The organism is Neisseria sp. MVDL19-042950, assembly GCF_030504625.1.
GTDB lineage: Bacteria > Pseudomonadota > Gammaproteobacteria > Burkholderiales > Neisseriaceae > Neisseria.
Genome location: NZ_JAUKWH010000004.1, coordinates 43973 through 61849 on the forward strand (window position 1 = coordinate 43973; position 17877 = coordinate 61849).

The window sequence follows — 17877 nt, forward strand, 5'->3', positions numbered from 1 at the left end:
GCCTCATTGTATAGCGAAAGAGGCGGGTTTGTCTGTTCAGCTAGGAGATGGCAAATGGTAAAGGCCGTCTGAAAAATCGGTTTTCAGACGGCCTTCGGCGGCTTTATTGCAAAGATTCGGCAGAGGCAACCGCCCTGCCCCTTTAATCCGGCATTGATTCTACAATGCTGATAATAGTGGCGTTTTTTCCTTGTATTTGAAATTTTACTTCGTAATTGCAGATGGCCATCACATATATCCGCTCGGGAATATCTTGATAGGCGGGGCGCGGGTCTTGGGCGATGCTTTGGGCGATCACTTCGCGTTCGGCGGCCGCAAGGTTGTCTGCGCCGCTGTCCGGCAGCCAGTTTACGGTCAGCTCTTCCGGTTTTTCGGCGGCAAAACCGCCGGCCGCGTCAGGTTTGGCTTCCACAAAAGGAATATACGGTTTGATGTCGATAACGGGCGTGTCGTCGAGCAAGTCAGCTCCGCTGCAATATAAACGTACGGTTTTGCCGGTTTCGATGCGTTCGAGTTTCAGCAGCGACAGGCCGATATGGTTGGGACGGTGCGGGCTGCGCGTGGCAAACACCCCCATTTTCTGCTTACCACCCAAACGCGGCGGGCGAACGAGCGGCGACCAGCCTTCGTTAATAACATCATGAAAAATAAAACTTATCCACACATAGTCGAAAGTGTCCAAACCGCGTATGCTGTCGGCGGTAAATTCGCGGTTCAGCTCGATGCATACTTCTGCGGCAGGCACCAGCCCGGGCTGGCGGGCAACGCCGAACTTTTGCTTGTATGGGGAATGCACGGTGGCAATGCTGTAAACGGTATGTTGCATGAGGCCGTCTGAAAAATAAATACGGGCGGCCATGATAACAGCCGTTATCAAGCATGAATACCCCTGTTCAGACGGCCTTTGTTATAATGGCGGCTGCTGAAATCGGGAAGCCGTATATGATAGTGTCGATAGACGTAGACGCACAGAAAACTTTTTCGCCTTTATGCCCCGACGAGCTGCCGGTGGCCGAAGGCGATTTGATTGTGTCGGAATTGAATGCACAGGCTGCATTGGCGGATTTGCGTGTGATGACCAAAGATGCACACAGCCCGTCGGCCAAATGGCTGGTGGAAAATCCCGCCGATATGCTGAAGCCCACCGGCTTGCCGGATGCGGATTTGACATGGGTTGCCCACGCGATAGTCGGCACGAAAGGTTTCGAACTGCTTGACGGATTGCCCGCCGATAAAGAATATGATTATTGCGTATGGAAAGGCGTAGACCCTGCGCTTCACCCTTACGGCGCATGTTTTCACGATATTGAAGAAAAGCTCAGCACCGGTTTGCTGGAATGGCTGCATTGCAAAGAGGCGAAAACCTTGATTGTGGGCGGTTTGGCAACCGATTATTGTGTAAAAACAACGGTTTTACAGCTTTTAAAAGGTGGAAACTGGCAGGTAATCGTGAATGCGGCGGCTTGCAGAGGCATCGCACCCGAAACGGTGGAAGCGGCGTGGAACGAAATGGTCGATAACGGTGCGGTTGTGTTGGAGAATGCACGTTCGATTTATGATTATATTAAAAATCAATGAGTTGTTTATGTTTCACGTGAAACATAAATACATATATACACGGAAGCCTTGATGAAAACGCTGCTTGTGCGACTTTCCAGTATGGGTGATTTAATCCACACGCTGCCTGCGGTGGATGATTTGTCGCGTATGCGCCCCGATGTGGAATTGCATTGGCTGTGCGAAGCCGCTTTTGCCGATATTGCCCGCTTGCACCCTTTCGTGAAAGAAGTGCATGTTATGCGCTGGCGGCAATGGCGCAAGCAGTTGAAGCAAAAGGAAACATGGCAGGAGATAGGCCGTCTGAAAAGCAGTTTGCAGCATAACCGCTTCGATTTTGTTTTAGACGGCCAAGGTTTATTGAAAAGTGCGTTGTTTGCCAAAACAGCCAATGCTCCGATAAAAGGGTTGGGTTTCAATAGTGCCCGCGAGCGTTGGGCTGCGTTGCTGTATAACCAAACGTTTGCCGTGCCTAAAGGAAAAAATGCGGTTTGGCGCAACCGCGCGCTATTTGCCTCGGCTTTCGGTTATGAAATGCCTGCCGAGCAGCATTTCGGTTTGGTTGTGCCCGAAGCAGGCCGTCTGAAAGATTTGCCGCCGCATTATTATGTGGCCTTGCATGCAACAAGCCGCGACAGCAAATTGTGGCCGATTGAGCATTGGCTGGCTTTGCTGGAAAAGTTGCACGGGCGTGATGGCGCGACCGTATATTTGCCGTGGGGTAACGATACGGAAAAGCAGCGGGCTGAAAATATCGCCGGCAAGCTGCCTTTTGTGCGAGTGTGTGAAAAAATGAGCCTGCTGCAAGCAGCCTATTTGCTGGACAATGCAAAGGGCGTAATCGGCGTAGATACCGGCCTGCTACATTTGGCAAATGCGTTGGATAAACCGGTTGTCGGTATTTATACCGATACCGACCCGCTGAAAACCGGCGTGCAAGTTTCTGCATGGGCGAAAAATCTGGGTAATATCGGCAAAATTCCCCATGCCGATGATGTTTATCATGCCCTATTGCAATGTATGTCGGCAAAAGCGGATAGTGCGGATAGTGCGGATTAGATTTGCGGTTTTTGTCGGAACATTGATGCAGCCTTAAAATTGCTTAAAATCCCGTAAAAGCTGAAGAGTAATTGCTTTAATCGGATATAATGTGAGGCCGTCTGAACAATAAATGCGTGGTTTTTACCAAGCAGGTTGGCAGAAGCCTGTTTGGTAAAAACTATGTTTTAAGATTGATGATCAAATAATTATTGCCGGATCGCTCCGGCTTCAAGGAGATTTCATGAAAGCACTGGTCGCCGTAAAACGCGTGGTGGATTACAACGTAAAAGTCCGCGTGAAAGCCGACGGTTCGGATGTGGATATCGGCAACGTTAAAATGTCGATGAATCCTTTTGACGAGATTGCCGTAGAAGAAGCGGTTCGTTTGAAAGAAGCAGGCAAATTGGCTGAAATCGTGGCGGTATCGTTGGGTGGTAAAAAATGTGAAGAAACCTTGCGCACGGCTTTGGCGATGGGTGCAGACCGTGCCGTGCATGTGGAAACCGACGAGAAATTGGAGCCGTTGGCGGTTGCCAAGTTGCTTAAAGCTGTGGCTGAGGAAGAGCAACCCCAGCTTCTGCTGTTGGGCAAACAGGCGATTGACGATGATGCCAACCAAACCGCACAAATGCTTGCTGCCCTTTTGAATGCGCCGCAAGGCACGTTTGCCAGCAAAGTGGAATTGGGCGAAAACGAAGTATCGATTAAGCGTGAAATAGACGGCGGCGAGGAAACATTGGCCTTGAAGTTGCCCGCTGTGATTAGTGCGGATTTACGGTTAAACGAGCCGCGTTTTGTGAAGCTGCCCAATATCATGGCCGCTAAGAAAAAGCCACTGGGAAAAACCACGCCGGCAGAGCTGGGTGTTGATATTGCCCTGCGTTTGAACGTGGTAAAAGTGGCGGAACCCAAAGCGCGTCAGGCAGGCGTGAAGTTGGCGGATGTTGCCGAATTGGTTGAAAAATTGAAAAATGAAGCCAAAGTGATTTAAGGGGGCGGAAATGAGCGTATTGATTATTGCAGAGCACAACAACCAACAGTTAAACCCCGCTACCCTTCATGCAGTAACGGCGGCTGCGAAACTTGGAGAAGTTCATGTTTTGGTGGCCGGTTCCAATGCCGTTTCAGTGGCGGATGCAGTCAAGCAAGTAAAAGGGGTGGCTAAAGTATTGCTGGCTGATGCCCTCCATTACGGTGAAAGTTTGGCGGAGGAAATTGCTCCTCTCGCGGTAAAACTGGCTGCCGATTACCGTTATATTGCAGCAACGGCTACCGCATTCGGTAAAAATCTGCTGCCGCGCGTTGCCGCCTTGCTTGATGTGCCGCAAATTTCTGATTTAACGGAAATTATTGATGGTAAAACATTCGTTCGTCCGATTTATGCCGGCAATGCTTTTGAAACCGTGCAAAGCGACGCGACAAAATTAGTGCTGACTTTCCGTGCTACTGCGTTCGATGCAGCGGAAAATACAGATGGTAACGCAGAAGTGGTTCATGCCGAAGCATTAGCTGCCCAAAATCTGAGCCGCTTTGTAGGAAGAGAATTAACGCAATCCGACCGCCCCGATTTAACGCAAGCCAAAGTGGTGGTGTCCGGCGGCCGGGCATTGGGTAGTGCCGAGCAGTTTCAAGCGGTATTAACGCCGCTGGCCGATGCTTTAGGGGCGGCAATCGGTGCTTCACGGGCTGCGGTTGATGCCGAATATGCACCGAATGATGTACAGGTTGGCCAAACCGGTAAAGTGGTTGCGCCGCAGTTATATATTGCGGTCGGTATTTCCGGAGCAATTCAACATACTGCTGGTATGCAAGACAGTAAAGTTATCGTAGCCATTAATAAAGATCCTGATGCTCCGATTTTCAATGTGGCTGATTATGGCTTGGTCGGCGATTTGTTTGACATTGTGCCGAAGCTAACCGCTGCTTTGAAAGATTAAGCAAAAGTGTTTCACGTGAAACATATTATATTATTGGCTTAAACCGACAAAACTTTATACGGTTATTCGTATAAAGTTTTGTTTTTTATTTCAGACGGCCTGATTTTTTATAAAACCATCTTCGAGCTTAGTTATTGAAAGCCGTCTGAAAGTGCGGAAAAGATAAAGATGACTGCTGCCGTTTATAAGACAATCACCGGGCCGGTTCAGGCTGAATTTAAAGATAAGGGAAGCCGTTTCATTGCTTTTGCTTATCCTGTTCAATCTGCGGCGGAGGTAAAGCGGTATGTTGAATCTTTGCGCGAAGAACATCATAAAGCCCGGCATTGGTGCTATGCCTATCGTTTGGGCGTGGATGGTACGCAATTCAGGGCTAATGATGATGGAGAGCCTTCCGGCAGTGCCGGCCGCCCTATTCTCGGGCAAATAGATTCCGCCGAATTAACCGACGTGTTGATCGTGGTGGTGCGTTATTTCGGTGGCACGTTATTGGGTGTGCCCGGATTGATTCACGCCTATAAAACTGCTTCCGTAGAAGCGCTGAAAATAGCAGAAATAATTGAAAAAAATGTCGAAAAAACGGTTTGGTTGCGTTGCGAATACCCGAATTTAAATGATGCTATCCGAATCGCCAAGCAGCATCACGCCGAAGTGGTTGAACAGGATTTGCAGTTGGATTGCCGCTTAACCATAAAAATCCCGTTAGCCCAATATCAAGCATGTGTCGCCGCATGGCGGCATACCCGATTGATTGACGTACAAGATGAGGCATTTTAAGCCTTGTTAGTATGTGTTATAGCTTGGAATTTAATATTTACCACATAGATCGGTTTGATGTTTTGCGTCGAATATTAAACTTGGGGATGGGGTAAATGGCTCTGTATTATTGCTAAGAGGCCGTCTGAAACGTTTTAAACTTTATCGGAAAACGTTACGGATGGCCTCGTTTTTGCTCAGGTCGGCAGATTGAATATTAATAGCGTCTAGTAGTGAAAATATTTTGTTTTCGGGTTGAGGTGCCCGGTTCAAACAAAGCCAACCTATCGTCATGCAAAAAAAACCGGAAAGTAAGATATTAGAATTATTCGGTTATTTGGCCATAAATTAGGCTATAATCCGACAGCTTTAATACTCATTTCAATCGGCTTTAATGGAAGGAAAATCCATGAAATTACTCGTTATCGGCAGTGGTGGGCGCGAACATGCGTTAGCTTGGAAGCTGGCCCAATCGCCTAAAGTAGAAACCGTATTTGTGGCACCCGGCAATGCAGGAACAGCGTTGGAACCGAAGCTGCAAAATATTGTGTTGACCGCACATGCCGATTTGATTGATTTTTGTAAGCGTGAAAATATTGCTTTTACCGTGGTCGGCCCCGAAGCACCGTTGGCGGCCGGCGTAGTGGATGATTTTCGTGCCGCCGGTTTGAAAATTTTCGGCCCTACCCGTTATGCGGCCCAGTTGGAAAGCTCGAAAGATTTTGCCAAAGCGTTTATGGCGAAATACGGCATTCCTACTGCCGGATATCAAACCTTTGAAAATGCGGAAAAAGCACACCGATATGTAGAGGAAAAAGGTGCGCCGATCGTGATTAAAGCCGATGGTTTGGCCGCCGGAAAGGGTGTGATTGTTGCCATGACTTTGCAAGATGCCCATGCTGCGATTGACGATATGCTGCTCGGTAATAAGATGGGCAATGCAGGAGCCCGAGTGGTGATTGAGGATTTTTTGCAAGGCGAAGAAGCAAGTTTTATCGTGATGGCTGACGGCACCCATGTGCTGCCGATGGCTACCAGTCAAGACCATAAACGGTTGTTGGACGACGATAGAGGCCCCAATACAGGCGGTATGGGTGCATACAGCCCTGCGCCGGTGGTTACGCCGGAAGTATATGAGCGGGCGATGAATGAAATTATTTTACCGACTATTAACGGTATGAAGGCCGAAGGCCATGAATTTACAGGTTTTTTGTATGCCGGTTTGATGATCGATAAAAGCGGTGCTCCGTTTACCATTGAATTCAACTGCCGCTTCGGTGATCCTGAAACCCAGCCGATTATGAGCCGTTTGGATAGTGATTTTGTGGATTTGATAGAAGCCGGGATTAACGGTAAATTGGATGGCGTTAAAGCCGAATGGAACCCGCAAACAGCCGTCGGCGTAGTGTTGGCTGCCGAGAATTATCCGGAAACGCCGAAAAAAGGCGATGTGATTTCGGGTTTGGATGCCGCCGGAAAAATCGGTAAAGTGTTTCATGCAGGCACATCGGCAAATGAAAAAGGCGAAACGGTAACCAATGGCGGGCGTGTTTTATGCGTGGTCGGTTTGGGCGATGATGTTGCTGCTGCGAAAAATAAAGCGTATCAAGCATTGGAAAACATTCATTTTAGCGGTATGCAGTATCGCAAAGATATTGCCGATAAAGCCATAAAACGTTAATGATATAGGCCGTCTGAAAAATTTCAGACGGCCTCCCCTAATATTTGTCTGCCGGAATAGGCATATTTGCTTTTTTGTATCCGTATCGTATCTATGATTGGGCGATAGCGCCCATATGCTCCCGATAGCCTTCAAAGAAATCAACTGCTTCACCGCGGTATTTTCAATCATGATGGAATTTCCCGAATGCCTGCAGCCATTGCCTGTAAAAAACTTACACATCATTTAAAGCATGGCGGCTTGATCGCTTACCCTACCGAATCTTGTTACGGTATCGGTTGTTTGCCCACACATCCGCGTGCTTTAAAGAAATTGGTATGCTTGAAAAAGCGGCCTCAAAACAAAGGCATGATTGTGATTGGCCATAGCTTGGCGCAATTGCAGCCGCTATTGGAGAGGCCGTCTGAAAAAACGCTTGCCCTGTTACAAAACGAATGGCCTGCACCCAAAACTTTCTTATTGGCTTGCCGTAGCCGCGTGTTGCCGCTTTTGCGTGGAAAAGGGCGCAATAAACTGGCCGTACGGGTGCCTGCGCATAGTGGGGCGCGGCGGTTGTGCAAAATGCTGAATATGCCTTTGGTGTCTACTTCATGTAATCGTGCGGGAAAATGCCCGTGCAAGAGTGAGCGTGAGGTGAGAAAGCAATTTGGTCGGCAGGTATGGGTTGTCGGTGGACGGATAGGCAGCCGGAAAGCTCCCAGCCAAATTATTGACGGCGAATCAGGTGCCCGCTTGCGTTGATTTAAATTGCGATCACAATAATAACTTTGGGTATATTGTGTATTGTTTGCAGATTATGGTAATAACGCAATAAATATGGCCGCATTATCATGCAAAGCAACCGAATACACTATGATGATAGGGCTGATTCAACAGAAGCCTGAGACATGGCTTGATGAAATGCAGCGCAGTTATTGGCAAATAACTGCAAGATCAATTTTATCTTTTCAACAAGTATATTTTTGCTTCAACGTCTTCAGAGTTTATGCGGATACCGACTTAACCCCAAATTCTTTTCGCCGTTCCAACATAAAGACAAATTTGCGCCGATAATGGCACTTTCAATGATAGAAAAGACCAATTGAAGCGCTTGAATGCTGTCGACACCGCTGATACGAAAGTTGATATCTTTACCCGCCCCGACGATTCTGTATGGGCAAGCCCATTCATTTTCGCCAAGTTGTTCCGGCTTGCCTATCAATACGTTTACTTTTTCGGCAGAATTTTCTGATAATTCCAACGTTCTATGGGCAATGGCGGTTTCTTGAGTTAATTCGGCAAACATAACATTTTCTTGTCGGATAGATAGGCGGATTTTCTTGTTTTCCCTTTGATGATATTAAAAATATTAATTTATTGATTTTATGTTAGAATGCCGCCGAATTCCACTTGCCGCCGGCTTGGTTTTCAGACGGCCTTTATGTTCCATTTTGTAAGTGGAATCAAATGGGTAAAAAGCCATCCGGAAAAGGAACCAAGTCGGCATGAAAACAGTCTTCTAAGTTTATTCATTGATAACGATGCCGTCTGAAATGCTTACCCTGTCGGTTTCAGACGGCCTTAACATACAGCAAACCATGAATCGTCAGAAAATTTACCGTATCGCCCTGTTGGGTATCGCCGCGGCCGTATTGGCAGCTTGCAGCTTTAAGAAGAGCAAACCTCCCGTTACCACCTTGCCGCCCGCTGCCAAAGTGCCGCCGGTTACCACTCCCGGTATGCCGATGCCTGCGGGTACGCCTGCGCCGCAAGGCCATGTGCATGCGCCCGGCGGCGGGGCAAGCTACAAAGCGGTTTCGTACGGTGAGTTACCGCAATGGCAGCAGCAGAATTTTTCCGACAGCCTGCGTTCGTTCCGTTTGGGATGCGAGAAACTGAAATCACAGCAGAATTGGCGCAATGTGTGTGCCCAAGCAGCCCAAACGCCTTATCAGGACGGTGCCGCCAAAGCCTTTTTCGAGCAGTATTTCACGCCGTGGCAGGTAAGCGGCAACGGCAAACTCGGCGGTACGATTACCGGCTATTACGAGCCGGTGCTTCACGGTGATGTTAAAAACACCGCCAAAGCACGTTTTCCCGTTTACGGTATCCCCAGCGACTTCGTATCGGTCGATTTGCCTGCCGGTTTGCGCAACAGCAAAGCAATGGTGCGTGTCCGCCCTACGGGGCAGAATAAAGGCGTGGTTGATCCGGCCGGCCAATATACCGCCAACTTAGCCAAATTTCCGATTAGCGAGCGTACCAGAGCCTTAAAAGGCCGCTTTGTAGGCAGCCAGTTTGTGCCTTATTACACCCGCGCCCAGATTAACGGCGGTGCTTTGGACGGGAAAGCGCCGATTCTCGGTTATGCAGACGACCCTGTGGAGCTGTTTTTCCTGCATATTCAAGGATCGGGCCGTTTGAGAACGCCCGACGGCAGATACATCCGCTTGGGGTTCGCAGATAAAAACGAATATCCGTACGTATCCATCGGGCGTTATATGGCCGACAGAGGTTATCTGACTTTGGCGCAAACCACCATGCAAGGTATTAAAGCCTATATGCAGCGCAACCCGCAGCGTTTGGCCGAGGTGTTGGGGCAGAATCCCAGCTATGTATTCTTCCGCGAGCTTCCCGGCAATGACGACGGCCCGGTTGGTGCGCTCGGCACGCCTCTGATGGGGCAGTATGCCGGAGCGGTCGACCGCCATTACATCACGCTGGGTGCGCCTTTGTTTGTGGCGACTACCCATCCGGTGAGCAATTATGCGCTCAACCGGTTGATTATGGCGCAGGATACCGGCAGCGCGATTAAAGGCGCGGTTCGTGTGGATTATTTCTGGGGTTACGGCGATGAAGCGGGTGCCGTGGCAGGCAAACAGAAACATACCGGCTATGTGTGGCAGTTGCTGCCCAATGGTGTGATGCCCGAATACAGACCGTAGAGAAGACCGGATATGCAAAGGCCGTCTGAAATCATTTCAGACGGCCTTTGCCGTTTTTAAAATAACCGGTTACTTTTTGGTACATTTCATAAGTGCGTTTTGAACCGCTTCATCCAGTTTTTTAGCGGTTACTTCTCCGAGAAGGGCTTGTTTGTAGCCGCATTTAGGTGCTTCGACGGTAGTGAAAGGCAGTGCGCCGACGTTGTTGCCGACCGACTTCATCCATGTGCGGCTGTTGTTGCCGGTATAACGCCAAATGGGGTAACTGACCGGTGTTTGTTTCAGGAATTTGCCGATATTGTCAGTATTGTCCAGCGCGATACCCACCATATCCACGCTGCCTTTTTTCTGTTTTTTGTACCATGCCGACATTTCGGGCATTTCTTTGCGGCACGGACCGCACCAAGTGGCCCACAAATTGATAATGCGCACGGGGGCTTTCAGTGATTCAAACGTTTTGGGCGCATCGCTTTTCCAATCTTGAATATCGGCGGCAGCGGCTGCGGGCAAACCTGCCGCCATTACGGTGCCGAGAAAAAGTGCGGATAGAGTTTTCATAAATGTTCGTCCTTCGGTTTCTGGTTGGATATTTTGTCGGATACGGTTTTCCGGTGCGGTTTCATGTGTTTGCCGATTTCCTCCCATACTTTGTTGCCGTGGTGGGGAACGCTGTCCTGAACCCAATACCACCAGAAGTAACCGCCGACATAATTTGGTGTGTATTTCGGCATGGAATAGTAATGACGGATCATATCCGTTTTACTTTCAACCGTAGCGTTTTTCCGGGTGTTGCCGCATTCACCGATACCGAGTTTGGCACGGGGAAACAAGGTTTGCAATTCGTTGAAAACCTTTTTCCAGTCGGGTTGGAATCCGTTGTTGTCGTCTTCATAATAGCTCACAAACACATAATCGACGTGTTGTTTCATATCAGCGGGAATATAGCGGGCAAGCCAGTTTTGCATGGTTGTTTTTTGCATGTTCGGTGCAAAGTAATAAGCGGTCAGCGCGGTTGCCGTATTCTTTCTGCGAATGTAGCGGTAGGCGGCGGCAGCTTTGTCGGCAATGAGTTGCGGGTTGTTGCCGAGCCAGTTTTCGCCGTTGATTTCATTACCGATTTCCCAAACATCCACGTATTCCGCCAAGGCTTGGTAAGAGCTTTCAAAGCGTTTGAGATAGGCCGCAACGGTCGGATATCGTTTCATCTCGGAAGAATCTACCGGCGTGGCCATAATATATGCCGTTCGGTGTATGGCGGCAAACAGCTTTCTGTATTCGGCAGGCGGCTTTTCCGCCGACATCACAATGCGTACGACCGGTTTTACCGGCATGGCTTTTAAGGCATTGGTAATATGTATTTGTTTGATTTTGCCTTCCCAACCGTCATCTATGGTTACGCCGTAGAAAAAATCGGGCAGCGGTCGGGCGGCGGCATGGACAATGCCGGACAGCATCGTCAAAATGCCGGTAAAAACCAATGCCGCATTCTTATGCTGCATGGATTAAATTCCTGTATGACATTGATAAAATAAAGATATTACCGCCAAAATAGCCGAAATGGGGGCGACAAACTGTAAAGGGTGGTTTACAATCAAAAAACGGCCGAATTTGAATGAAGGAATTATTATGCCATTAACCGTAACGCTTTATCACAACAACCGGTGCAGTAAATCCCGCGCCGCGTTGTCGCTTTTACAGGTGCGCGGTGTCAAAACCAAAGTGGTTGATTATTTGCACTCCCCGCCTTCTTTTGATGAGTTGCAGAGTATTTTTGAAAAGCTCGGCGCAGAATCTCCGCGCGTGATGATGCGGGTGAAAGATGATTTGTATCGCGAGCTGGGTTTGGATAATCCCGATTTGAGCAATGATGATCTGCTCAAAGCCGTTGCCGAGCATCCCAAACTGCTGGAACGCCCGATTGCCGTGTCGGGAGACAAAGCCGCGGTAGGCCGCCCGTTGGAAAATATCGAAGCATTGCTGTAAATAAAGAAAAGGCCGTCTGAAACATATGGGGATACCGCTTTTACGCAGCCGTACAGGTTTGCGCTGCTACTTGCTGCGGGGTATTGTACTGAGCCTGCTGCTGGTGTTGCTGATGTTCGGCAACTGCGTGTGGACGGTGTATCGCGCCGGCAACCGCACTCTGCCTGCCGGCATTCATGCGGATGCCGCGGTGGTGCTGGGGGCTGCGGCGTGGGACAAACGCCCGTCGCCCGTGTTTCAGGAACGTATCAATCATGCGATTGCACTTTATCAGGGCGGCAGGGTGGAAAAGCTGGTGTTTACCGGCGGTACGCCTAAAAAAGGCTTTATGACCGAGGCCGAAGTGGGGCGGCGTTATGCACTCAAGCAGGGTGTGCCCGCCCGCCACATCCTGTTTGAAAACACATCCCGCAGCACTTATGAAAATTTGTTAAATATCAAGCCGCTGCTAAGGGAAAACGGTATCCGGTCGGTTATTATCGTGAGCGACCCCTACCATACCGCCCGTGCAGCCGTAATGGCGCAACATTTGGGCTTGAATGCAACGGTATCGGGCACGCCGACCAGCCGTTACAGTAATTCTCAAAAGAAAGCCAAATTTTTGATGCAGGAAAGTTATGCGCTGTTTCTGTATTACTGCGAGTATTGGGGCGATCGGGCATTGACGTTTTTACGCTGGGGGTAGGTTCGGCTGCGTAAGATGGGTAATGGAAGAGGCCGTCTGAAAACTTATTTTCAGACGGCCTCTTTGAATGATGAAAATTAGCGTTTTTTCTGATTGGTGTTTTTACTGCCTTTGGGCTTTTTCTCGGCGGCAGTCAGGCGCGCCGCTACAAATTCAACCATTAAATCTTTCTTTTCCCAAAAGAATTTCTGCATTTTTTCGAGTGAATATATTTTTTTCACCATCGCGGGCAGGCCGTCGTGAACAATGGCGACAACTTCGCGGTTGAGCGGTTCGCTGTCCATGGCGGTTTTCAAATCGGTATTTTGCGCATCAAGGTAGGCTTGAAGCTGTTTTTTTACGCCGCCGTGAATTTCAAATTGTTTGATCATTTTGGGTTTTCCTTTCCGTGAATGTGGGCGGTATTCTAGCAAAAATACGCCGGCTTCCTACAAATCTTAACCTTTTACAGATACAATACGTTGTATTTTTGAAAAGGCCGTCTGAAAATGTATTTATGGTTCAAGCTGCTACATGTGTTTTTTATCATTTCATGGTTTGCGGGTTTGTTTTACCTGCCGCGTATTTATGTGAATCTGGCGCAGGTGGATACGGGCAACCGCGGCGAATACCAACGCTTGCTCGGCATGGCACAACGGCTGTTTAAATTTATGACTCCGCTGGGCATCGGGGCGGTTATTGCCGGTTTTGCTGTTCCGTTCGTTACCGGCTGGTGGGGCATGGGGTGGGTGCATACGAAAGTAACGCTGGGCGTGATTCTGCTCGGCTATCATTTCTACTGCTACCGCCTGCTTTTGGACTTTCAGGAAAACCGTAACCGCTATTCACACAAGTGGTATCGTGTGTTTAATGAAATTCCCGTTGTGATTATGGCGGCTTCGCTATATCTGGTGATTTTTAAACCGTTTTGACAGTAAAGGCCGTCTGAAAACATGACTATTGAAATCGAACGCCGTTTTTTATTGAAAAACGACTCATGGCGCGGGCAGGCATCTGCGCCGAAAATGCTGCGGCAGGGCTATTTGAGTGTGGATAAAGAATGCACTATTCGCGTGCGTATTGTCGGCGATAAGGCATGGCTGACTTTGAAGGGGTATATTTCCGATGCCGTCCGCAGCGAATTCGAATACGAAATCCCGTTGGCGCATGCCGAGCAAATGATGCAGACGATGTGTCCGTTTAAATTGGAAAAATATCGTTATGAAATCGAATACGATGGGTTTGTGTTTGAAATCGACGAATATTTCGGCGATAACGCCCCGTTGGTCGTGGCCGAGATAGAGTTGCCGAACGAGTATACGGCGTTTGCCAAACCGGATTGGTTGGGTGAGGAAATCACGTCCGACGGTAAATTTACCAATGCTTATTTGAGCAAGCATCCGTATTCGTCTTGGCATTGCCAAAAAACTTAAATATATTACGGCGCTTATTCTTTTCAGGCCGTCTGAAATCTTGTTTATGGGTTTCAGACGGCCTTTTGCCGGTTGTTGCAGGCTCTTTTATTTCTTCGGTTGACTTTCCATTCAAACAAAACTTGATTGTTTTTTAGCTTATTCAAGCGGAAACTTGCCATGGCTGTTCGTATCCAACCCATTATGCAAAGAGTAATATTTTCCTGCGTTAAAAAGATTTTGGTGCTTGGCGCACTTTTGTTGGCGGCGGTGTGGTTTACCGCTCTGGTTTGGGTTTGGTATGGCGATATCCGCATCACCCGGCGGCCTGTCGGCAGCATTGAGGCGGCAGATAGCGCGGTTGTGTTGAGTACCAAAGCGTATCGGCAAGGCAAGCTGAATCCGTGTTTGGTTTCGCGCGTAGAGGCAGGTGTGGCGCTGTGGCGGGCGGGTAAGGTAAAACGGCTGGTGATGAGCGGCGGCATCAACCGCGATTTCCATTACGGTTCGAAAACCATGAAGATGTTGGCGGAGCGGATGGGCGTGCCTGCCGAAGCAATCGTGTTGGAAAGCGAATCCGCCGACACCTATCAAAATATTGTTTACAGCACCGCATCGGTAAAACACGACCGCAGCGTGGTGTTGGTGAGTTCCGGCTTCCATTTGCGCCGTGCGTCTTGGCTGGCGGCCCGACAATGGCCCGATAAGCATATACAGGTATTTGCAGGCAGCTATTGTTATTCTAATGTTGGTTTTTATCTATATGATTTAATTAGAGAAACAGGAGCCATCTTAAAAAACGGCCTATTAAACCGCTATTGAGAAAACTATTTGCCATAAGTGGTACAATAAGGCCGAATTTTTGACCGTTTTAATAATATGCTTAAAAAACAATATGTTGCTATATTTTTCGGCCTGCTGCTGATCGGTTGGCTGATATTGATGATATGGATTTACATGTCTGCTTTGCAGACACGGAGTATCCGTAAAGACGAAATCCGACCGGCTGATGCGGCATTGGTGTTGGGCAATGCGGTTAATAAAGACGGCCGCCCGAATCCGTGTCTGCGTTCCCGCGTGGCCGCTGCCGCCGAGCTGTATCATGCCGATAAAGTGCCCAAGCTGGTGGTTGCCGGAGGTACGGACAGCGACGGCAGCAATGAAGCCCAGCACATGAAGGCGATTGCAATAGAATTAGGTGTGCCGGAATCGCGCATTGCGATGGAAGGGAAGTCTGAAAATACTTATGAAAACATCCGCTTCAGCTCGGTGCAGCTTACCAATAACAGCAATGTGGTGATTGTGAGTGCCGATTTTCATCTGCAACGCGCTTTGTGGCTGGCCGAAAGGGAGTGGGGAGATCAAAAAATGCTACAGGTTTATTCCGGCCAAGAGTCATGCGACGACAGCGGCTTGGATTACGCCCGCAAGCTGGTGCGCGAAAGTTTGGCGTGGATAAAAGCGGTGGTAATCAAACCCGACTGATGCACCGGTATGCGATGCCGTATTGTTCGAAACGCAAACGTAATGCTGAACATAGGCTGTCTATGGGGTAAAATAGCCGGCAGGCCGTCTGAAAACGGTTTCAGACGGCCTGCTGTTCGATTTGAGCACACATAACCTATTGATTGCCTAAACACATGATTCCCCCCGACCATTGGCAGATTCACCGTCATCTTGCCCGAGATATGGATGAGCGGCTGCAACTTGTTCGCCATGTTCCCCAACATATTATGCTTGTCGGTGCCGATGCCGACGAGAGCCGCAGTTTGCTGGCGGAGCGTTATCCCAAAGCCGCCTTTACCGAATACGACCCCCGCCCTGCATTTTTGCAGGCTGCCGCCGAAGCACGCAAACCGAATCTGTGGCAGAAGCTGACCGGCAAAAGTATTCCCCAATACTGTCGGGATCTCGACGAACCCTTGCCTGAAGCCGCTGCCGATATGTTATGGGCAAACCTCAGCCTGATTACCGCCGAATCGCCCGTGCCGGTGTTTGAAAACTGGGCGCGTGCTCTGAAAACCGACGGCTTGCTGTTTTTCACCCACTTCGGTATCGACAGCTTGCAAGCGTTGGCAGGCCGTCTGAAACAGTGCGGTATCGCTTGTGAAACGCCTATGCTGTTCGATATGCACGATCTGGGCGATATGCTGTTTCATCACGGATTTTACGATCCGGTAATGGATACGGCCAAGCTGGAGCTGAACTACCGCCGTGCCGATACGTTTTGGCAGGATATGGATACGTTCGGTTTGTGGGCATCACTGGAATTTGATGACGAGGCTGCCGCCAAAGCCGCCGTCGACGAGATGTTTGCCGACGGCAGCCTGAACAGCATCACGCTCGAAACCGTGTATGGGCATGCGGTTAAAAAGCAAACACTGCCGCAGGGCGAAAGTTTGGTGCAGTTTTATCCGAAGCATTAAGCGAAACACAGTTATCTGCTTAAATATACGAAAAGGCCGTCTGAAAAACTTTCAGACGGCCTTTGAGTTGGTAAAGCGTTATATAGCAAACAAACTTATCGTTGATAAAAGGCAGCAAACCGCAAACAGTGCAAAATAGCGGCTTACACAATCGTTCTCTTCGAGAGCTAAGGCGCAGCAACGCCGTAGCAGGAAGAAAGTTTATTTGTTACAGCTGGCCTTCTTTGCGTTGGCGGCCGTAATCCGCAGCAGCGGTAAACAGTACATCGGTGGAAGAGTTCAATGCCGTTTCGGCAGAATCCTGAATCACCCCGATAATAAAGCCCACAGCCACAACCTGCATGGCCACGTCATTGGAAATGCCGAACAGGCTGCACGCCAGCGGAATCAGCAGCAGCGAGCCGCCGGCCACACCGGATGCACCGGCCGCGCTCACTGTCGCCACCAAGCTCAATAGCAATGCCGTGGCGAAGTCCACTTGAATGCCCTGCGTGTAGGCGGCAGACATTGCCAGCACGGTAATGGTGATCGCCGCCCCGCCCATATTGATGGTGGCTCCCAACGGAATAGAAATGGAATACGTATCTTCATGCAGGTTGAGTTTCTTCGCCAAGGCCATGTTCACGGGAATATTAGCGGCCGAACTACGGGTAAAGAAAGCGGTCATACCACTTTCACGAAGGCAGGTTAGCACCAGCGGATAAGGATTGCGGCGGACTTTCCACCACACGATTAACGGATTGGCAACGAGGGCGATAAACAGCATGCAGCCCACCAACACCAAAATCAGTTTGCCGTAACTGGCAAGCGCGGTAAAACCGGTTTCGGCAATGGTGGAAGACACCAAGCCGAATATACCCAAAGGCGCAAAGCGGATAACCCATTTCACCACTTGCGATACGGCGGAAGCCAAATCCGCCACCATAATACGGGTGGATTCCGCCGCATGGCGCAGAGCGAAACCGAGCACCAAAGCCCAAGCCAGAATACCGATGTAGTTGGCGTTGGCAAGCGCGTTAATCGGATTGGACACCAAGTTCAGCAACAGCGCTTTCATCACTTCGGTAATGCCGGAAGGCGGCGCGGTGGTTACATTGTTGGCATGAACCAGCACGATTTCGGTGGGAAAGAGAAAACTGGCCACCACAGCGGAAAAAGCCGCAGTGAAAGTGCCGATAATATAAAGAATCAGAATAGGGCGGATGTGTGCTTCATTACCGCGTTGATGCTGGGCAACCGCAGCAACAACCAGCACAAACACCAGCACAGGGGCAACAGCTTTCAACGCGCCTACAAACAGCGTGCCGAGCAAGCCCGAAGCCAAACCGGCCGATGGCGACAGCCACGCCAATACAATACCTAAAACAAGGCCGACTGCAATTTGTTGAACCAAACTGATTCGGTTAACTGCATCGACAACCGGATTTCCGCTTGCCATGAGTGCATCCTTCTATATTAATGTTAAAAAAAGATAATATTTTAAAATAAAATGCTTA

21 protein-coding genes are annotated in these 17877 nt (G+C 49.3%); 15 read left to right on the forward strand and 6 right to left on the reverse strand.

The window, feature by feature from the left end; all coding sequences use genetic code 11:
* Nucleotides 1-142 precede the first annotated feature (142 nt).
* A complete protein-coding gene (gene tsaA, locus Q0X97_RS04750; RefSeq protein WP_302066396.1) occupies nt 143-826 on the reverse strand; it encodes a tRNA (N6-threonylcarbamoyladenosine(37)-N6)-methyltransferase TrmO in 684 nt (227 codons plus the stop codon).
* 116 nt (nt 827-942) lie between these two features.
* Between tsaA and Q0X97_RS04755 the strand changes: the two genes are divergently transcribed.
* The 7 genes from Q0X97_RS04755 (at nt 943) to Q0X97_RS04785 (ending at nt 7713) form a co-directional block, all read left to right on the forward strand.
* On the forward strand, nt 943-1578 hold the full coding sequence (locus tag Q0X97_RS04755; protein ID WP_302066395.1) for a nicotinamidase: 636 nt from the start codon (nt 943-945) through the stop codon (nt 1576-1578).
* A 51-nt stretch (nt 1579-1629) separates the two neighbouring features.
* On the forward strand, nt 1630-2616 hold the full coding sequence (waaC, locus tag Q0X97_RS04760; protein ID WP_302066352.1) for a lipopolysaccharide heptosyltransferase I: 987 nt from the start codon (nt 1630-1632) through the stop codon (nt 2614-2616).
* Nucleotides 2617-2839: 223 nt separating this feature from the next.
* Nucleotides 2840-3589, forward strand: a complete 750-nt coding sequence (locus Q0X97_RS04765) for an electron transfer flavoprotein subunit beta/FixA family protein (RefSeq protein ID WP_302066351.1) — start codon at nt 2840-2842, stop codon at nt 3587-3589.
* 10 nt (nt 3590-3599) lie between these two features.
* Complete coding sequence (locus Q0X97_RS04770; protein WP_302066350.1) at nt 3600-4535, forward strand: electron transfer flavoprotein subunit alpha/FixB family protein; 936 nt, start codon at nt 3600-3602, stop codon at nt 4533-4535.
* A gap of 168 nt (nt 4536-4703) precedes the next feature.
* The gene (locus Q0X97_RS04775) at nt 4704-5312 is read left to right on the forward strand and encodes a YigZ family protein (protein WP_302066349.1); all 609 of its coding nucleotides are present in this window, start codon (nt 4704-4706) and stop codon (nt 5310-5312) included.
* A gap of 388 nt (nt 5313-5700) precedes the next feature.
* On the forward strand, nt 5701-6972 hold the full coding sequence (purD, locus tag Q0X97_RS04780) for a phosphoribosylamine--glycine ligase (protein WP_302066348.1): 1272 nt from the start codon (nt 5701-5703) through the stop codon (nt 6970-6972).
* Between the two features lie 186 nt (nt 6973-7158).
* Entirely contained in the window at nt 7159-7713 is a 555-nt protein-coding gene (locus Q0X97_RS04785; RefSeq protein WP_302066347.1) for an L-threonylcarbamoyladenylate synthase, read from the forward strand.
* 235 nt (nt 7714-7948) lie between these two features.
* Here the strand turns inward: Q0X97_RS04785 and Q0X97_RS04790 are convergent, their stop codons facing one another.
* Nucleotides 7949-8257 (reverse strand): hypothetical protein, encoded by a 309-nt coding sequence (locus tag Q0X97_RS04790; RefSeq protein WP_302066346.1) that lies wholly within the window; start codon nt 8255-8257, stop codon nt 7949-7951.
* Nucleotides 8258-8549: 292 nt separating this feature from the next.
* On the opposite strand from Q0X97_RS04790, the gene Q0X97_RS04795 reads away from it, so the two are divergent.
* Complete coding sequence (locus tag Q0X97_RS04795) at nt 8550-9896, forward strand: murein transglycosylase A (protein ID WP_302066345.1); 1347 nt, start codon at nt 8550-8552, stop codon at nt 9894-9896.
* Between the two features lie 69 nt (nt 9897-9965).
* Here the strand turns inward: Q0X97_RS04795 and Q0X97_RS04800 are convergent, their stop codons facing one another.
* Entirely contained in the window at nt 9966-10454 is a 489-nt protein-coding gene (locus tag Q0X97_RS04800) for a TlpA disulfide reductase family protein (RefSeq protein WP_302066344.1), read from the reverse strand.
* Nucleotides 10451-11395: a hypothetical protein gene (locus Q0X97_RS04805; RefSeq protein ID WP_302066343.1), complete on the reverse strand. Its 945-nt coding sequence runs from the start codon at nt 11393-11395 to the stop codon at nt 10451-10453. Before Q0X97_RS04805 ends, Q0X97_RS04800 begins: the two co-directional genes overlap by 4 nt.
* 127 nt (nt 11396-11522) lie before the next feature.
* Here Q0X97_RS04805 and arsC point away from each other — a divergent pair, with 127 nt between their 5' ends.
* Together arsC and Q0X97_RS04815 are read left to right on the forward strand one after the other, a co-directional pair.
* Nucleotides 11523-11879, forward strand: a complete 357-nt coding sequence (gene arsC / locus Q0X97_RS04810) for an arsenate reductase (glutaredoxin) (protein ID WP_302066342.1) — start codon at nt 11523-11525, stop codon at nt 11877-11879.
* A gap of 25 nt (nt 11880-11904) precedes the next feature.
* Entirely contained in the window at nt 11905-12564 is a 660-nt protein-coding gene (locus Q0X97_RS04815) for a YdcF family protein (RefSeq protein WP_302066341.1), read from the forward strand.
* A 77-nt stretch (nt 12565-12641) separates the two neighbouring features.
* Here the strand turns inward: Q0X97_RS04815 and Q0X97_RS04820 are convergent, their stop codons facing one another.
* Nucleotides 12642-12935, reverse strand: coding sequence for a hypothetical protein (locus tag Q0X97_RS04820; protein WP_302066340.1), 294 nt, complete (start codon nt 12933-12935; stop codon nt 12642-12644).
* A 117-nt stretch (nt 12936-13052) separates the two neighbouring features.
* Between Q0X97_RS04820 and Q0X97_RS04825 the strand changes: the two genes are divergently transcribed.
* From Q0X97_RS04825 to Q0X97_RS04845, 5 genes are all read left to right on the forward strand, one after another.
* Nucleotides 13053-13475: a CopD family protein gene (locus tag Q0X97_RS04825; RefSeq protein ID WP_302066339.1), complete on the forward strand. Its 423-nt coding sequence runs from the start codon at nt 13053-13055 to the stop codon at nt 13473-13475.
* Nucleotides 13476-13496: 21 nt separating this feature from the next.
* Complete coding sequence (locus tag Q0X97_RS04830) at nt 13497-13976, forward strand: CYTH domain-containing protein (RefSeq protein ID WP_302066338.1); 480 nt, start codon at nt 13497-13499, stop codon at nt 13974-13976.
* Between the two features lie 159 nt (nt 13977-14135).
* Nucleotides 14136-14777: a YdcF family protein gene (locus Q0X97_RS04835; RefSeq protein ID WP_302066337.1), complete on the forward strand. Its 642-nt coding sequence runs from the start codon at nt 14136-14138 to the stop codon at nt 14775-14777.
* A 57-nt stretch (nt 14778-14834) separates the two neighbouring features.
* Nucleotides 14835-15440: a YdcF family protein gene (locus Q0X97_RS04840; RefSeq protein ID WP_302066336.1), complete on the forward strand. Its 606-nt coding sequence runs from the start codon at nt 14835-14837 to the stop codon at nt 15438-15440.
* 155 nt (nt 15441-15595) lie between these two features.
* Nucleotides 15596-16381 carry a trans-aconitate 2-methyltransferase gene (locus tag Q0X97_RS04845; protein WP_302066335.1) on the forward strand — a complete coding sequence of 262 codons (786 nt, stop codon included), beginning with the start codon at nt 15596-15598 and terminating at the stop codon, nt 16379-16381.
* Between the two features lie 208 nt (nt 16382-16589).
* On the opposite strand, the gene sstT is transcribed toward Q0X97_RS04845, so the two are convergent.
* Entirely contained in the window at nt 16590-17819 is a 1230-nt protein-coding gene (sstT, locus tag Q0X97_RS04850) for a serine/threonine transporter SstT (protein ID WP_302066334.1), read from the reverse strand.
* Between the last annotated feature and the right edge of the window lie 58 nt (nt 17820-17877).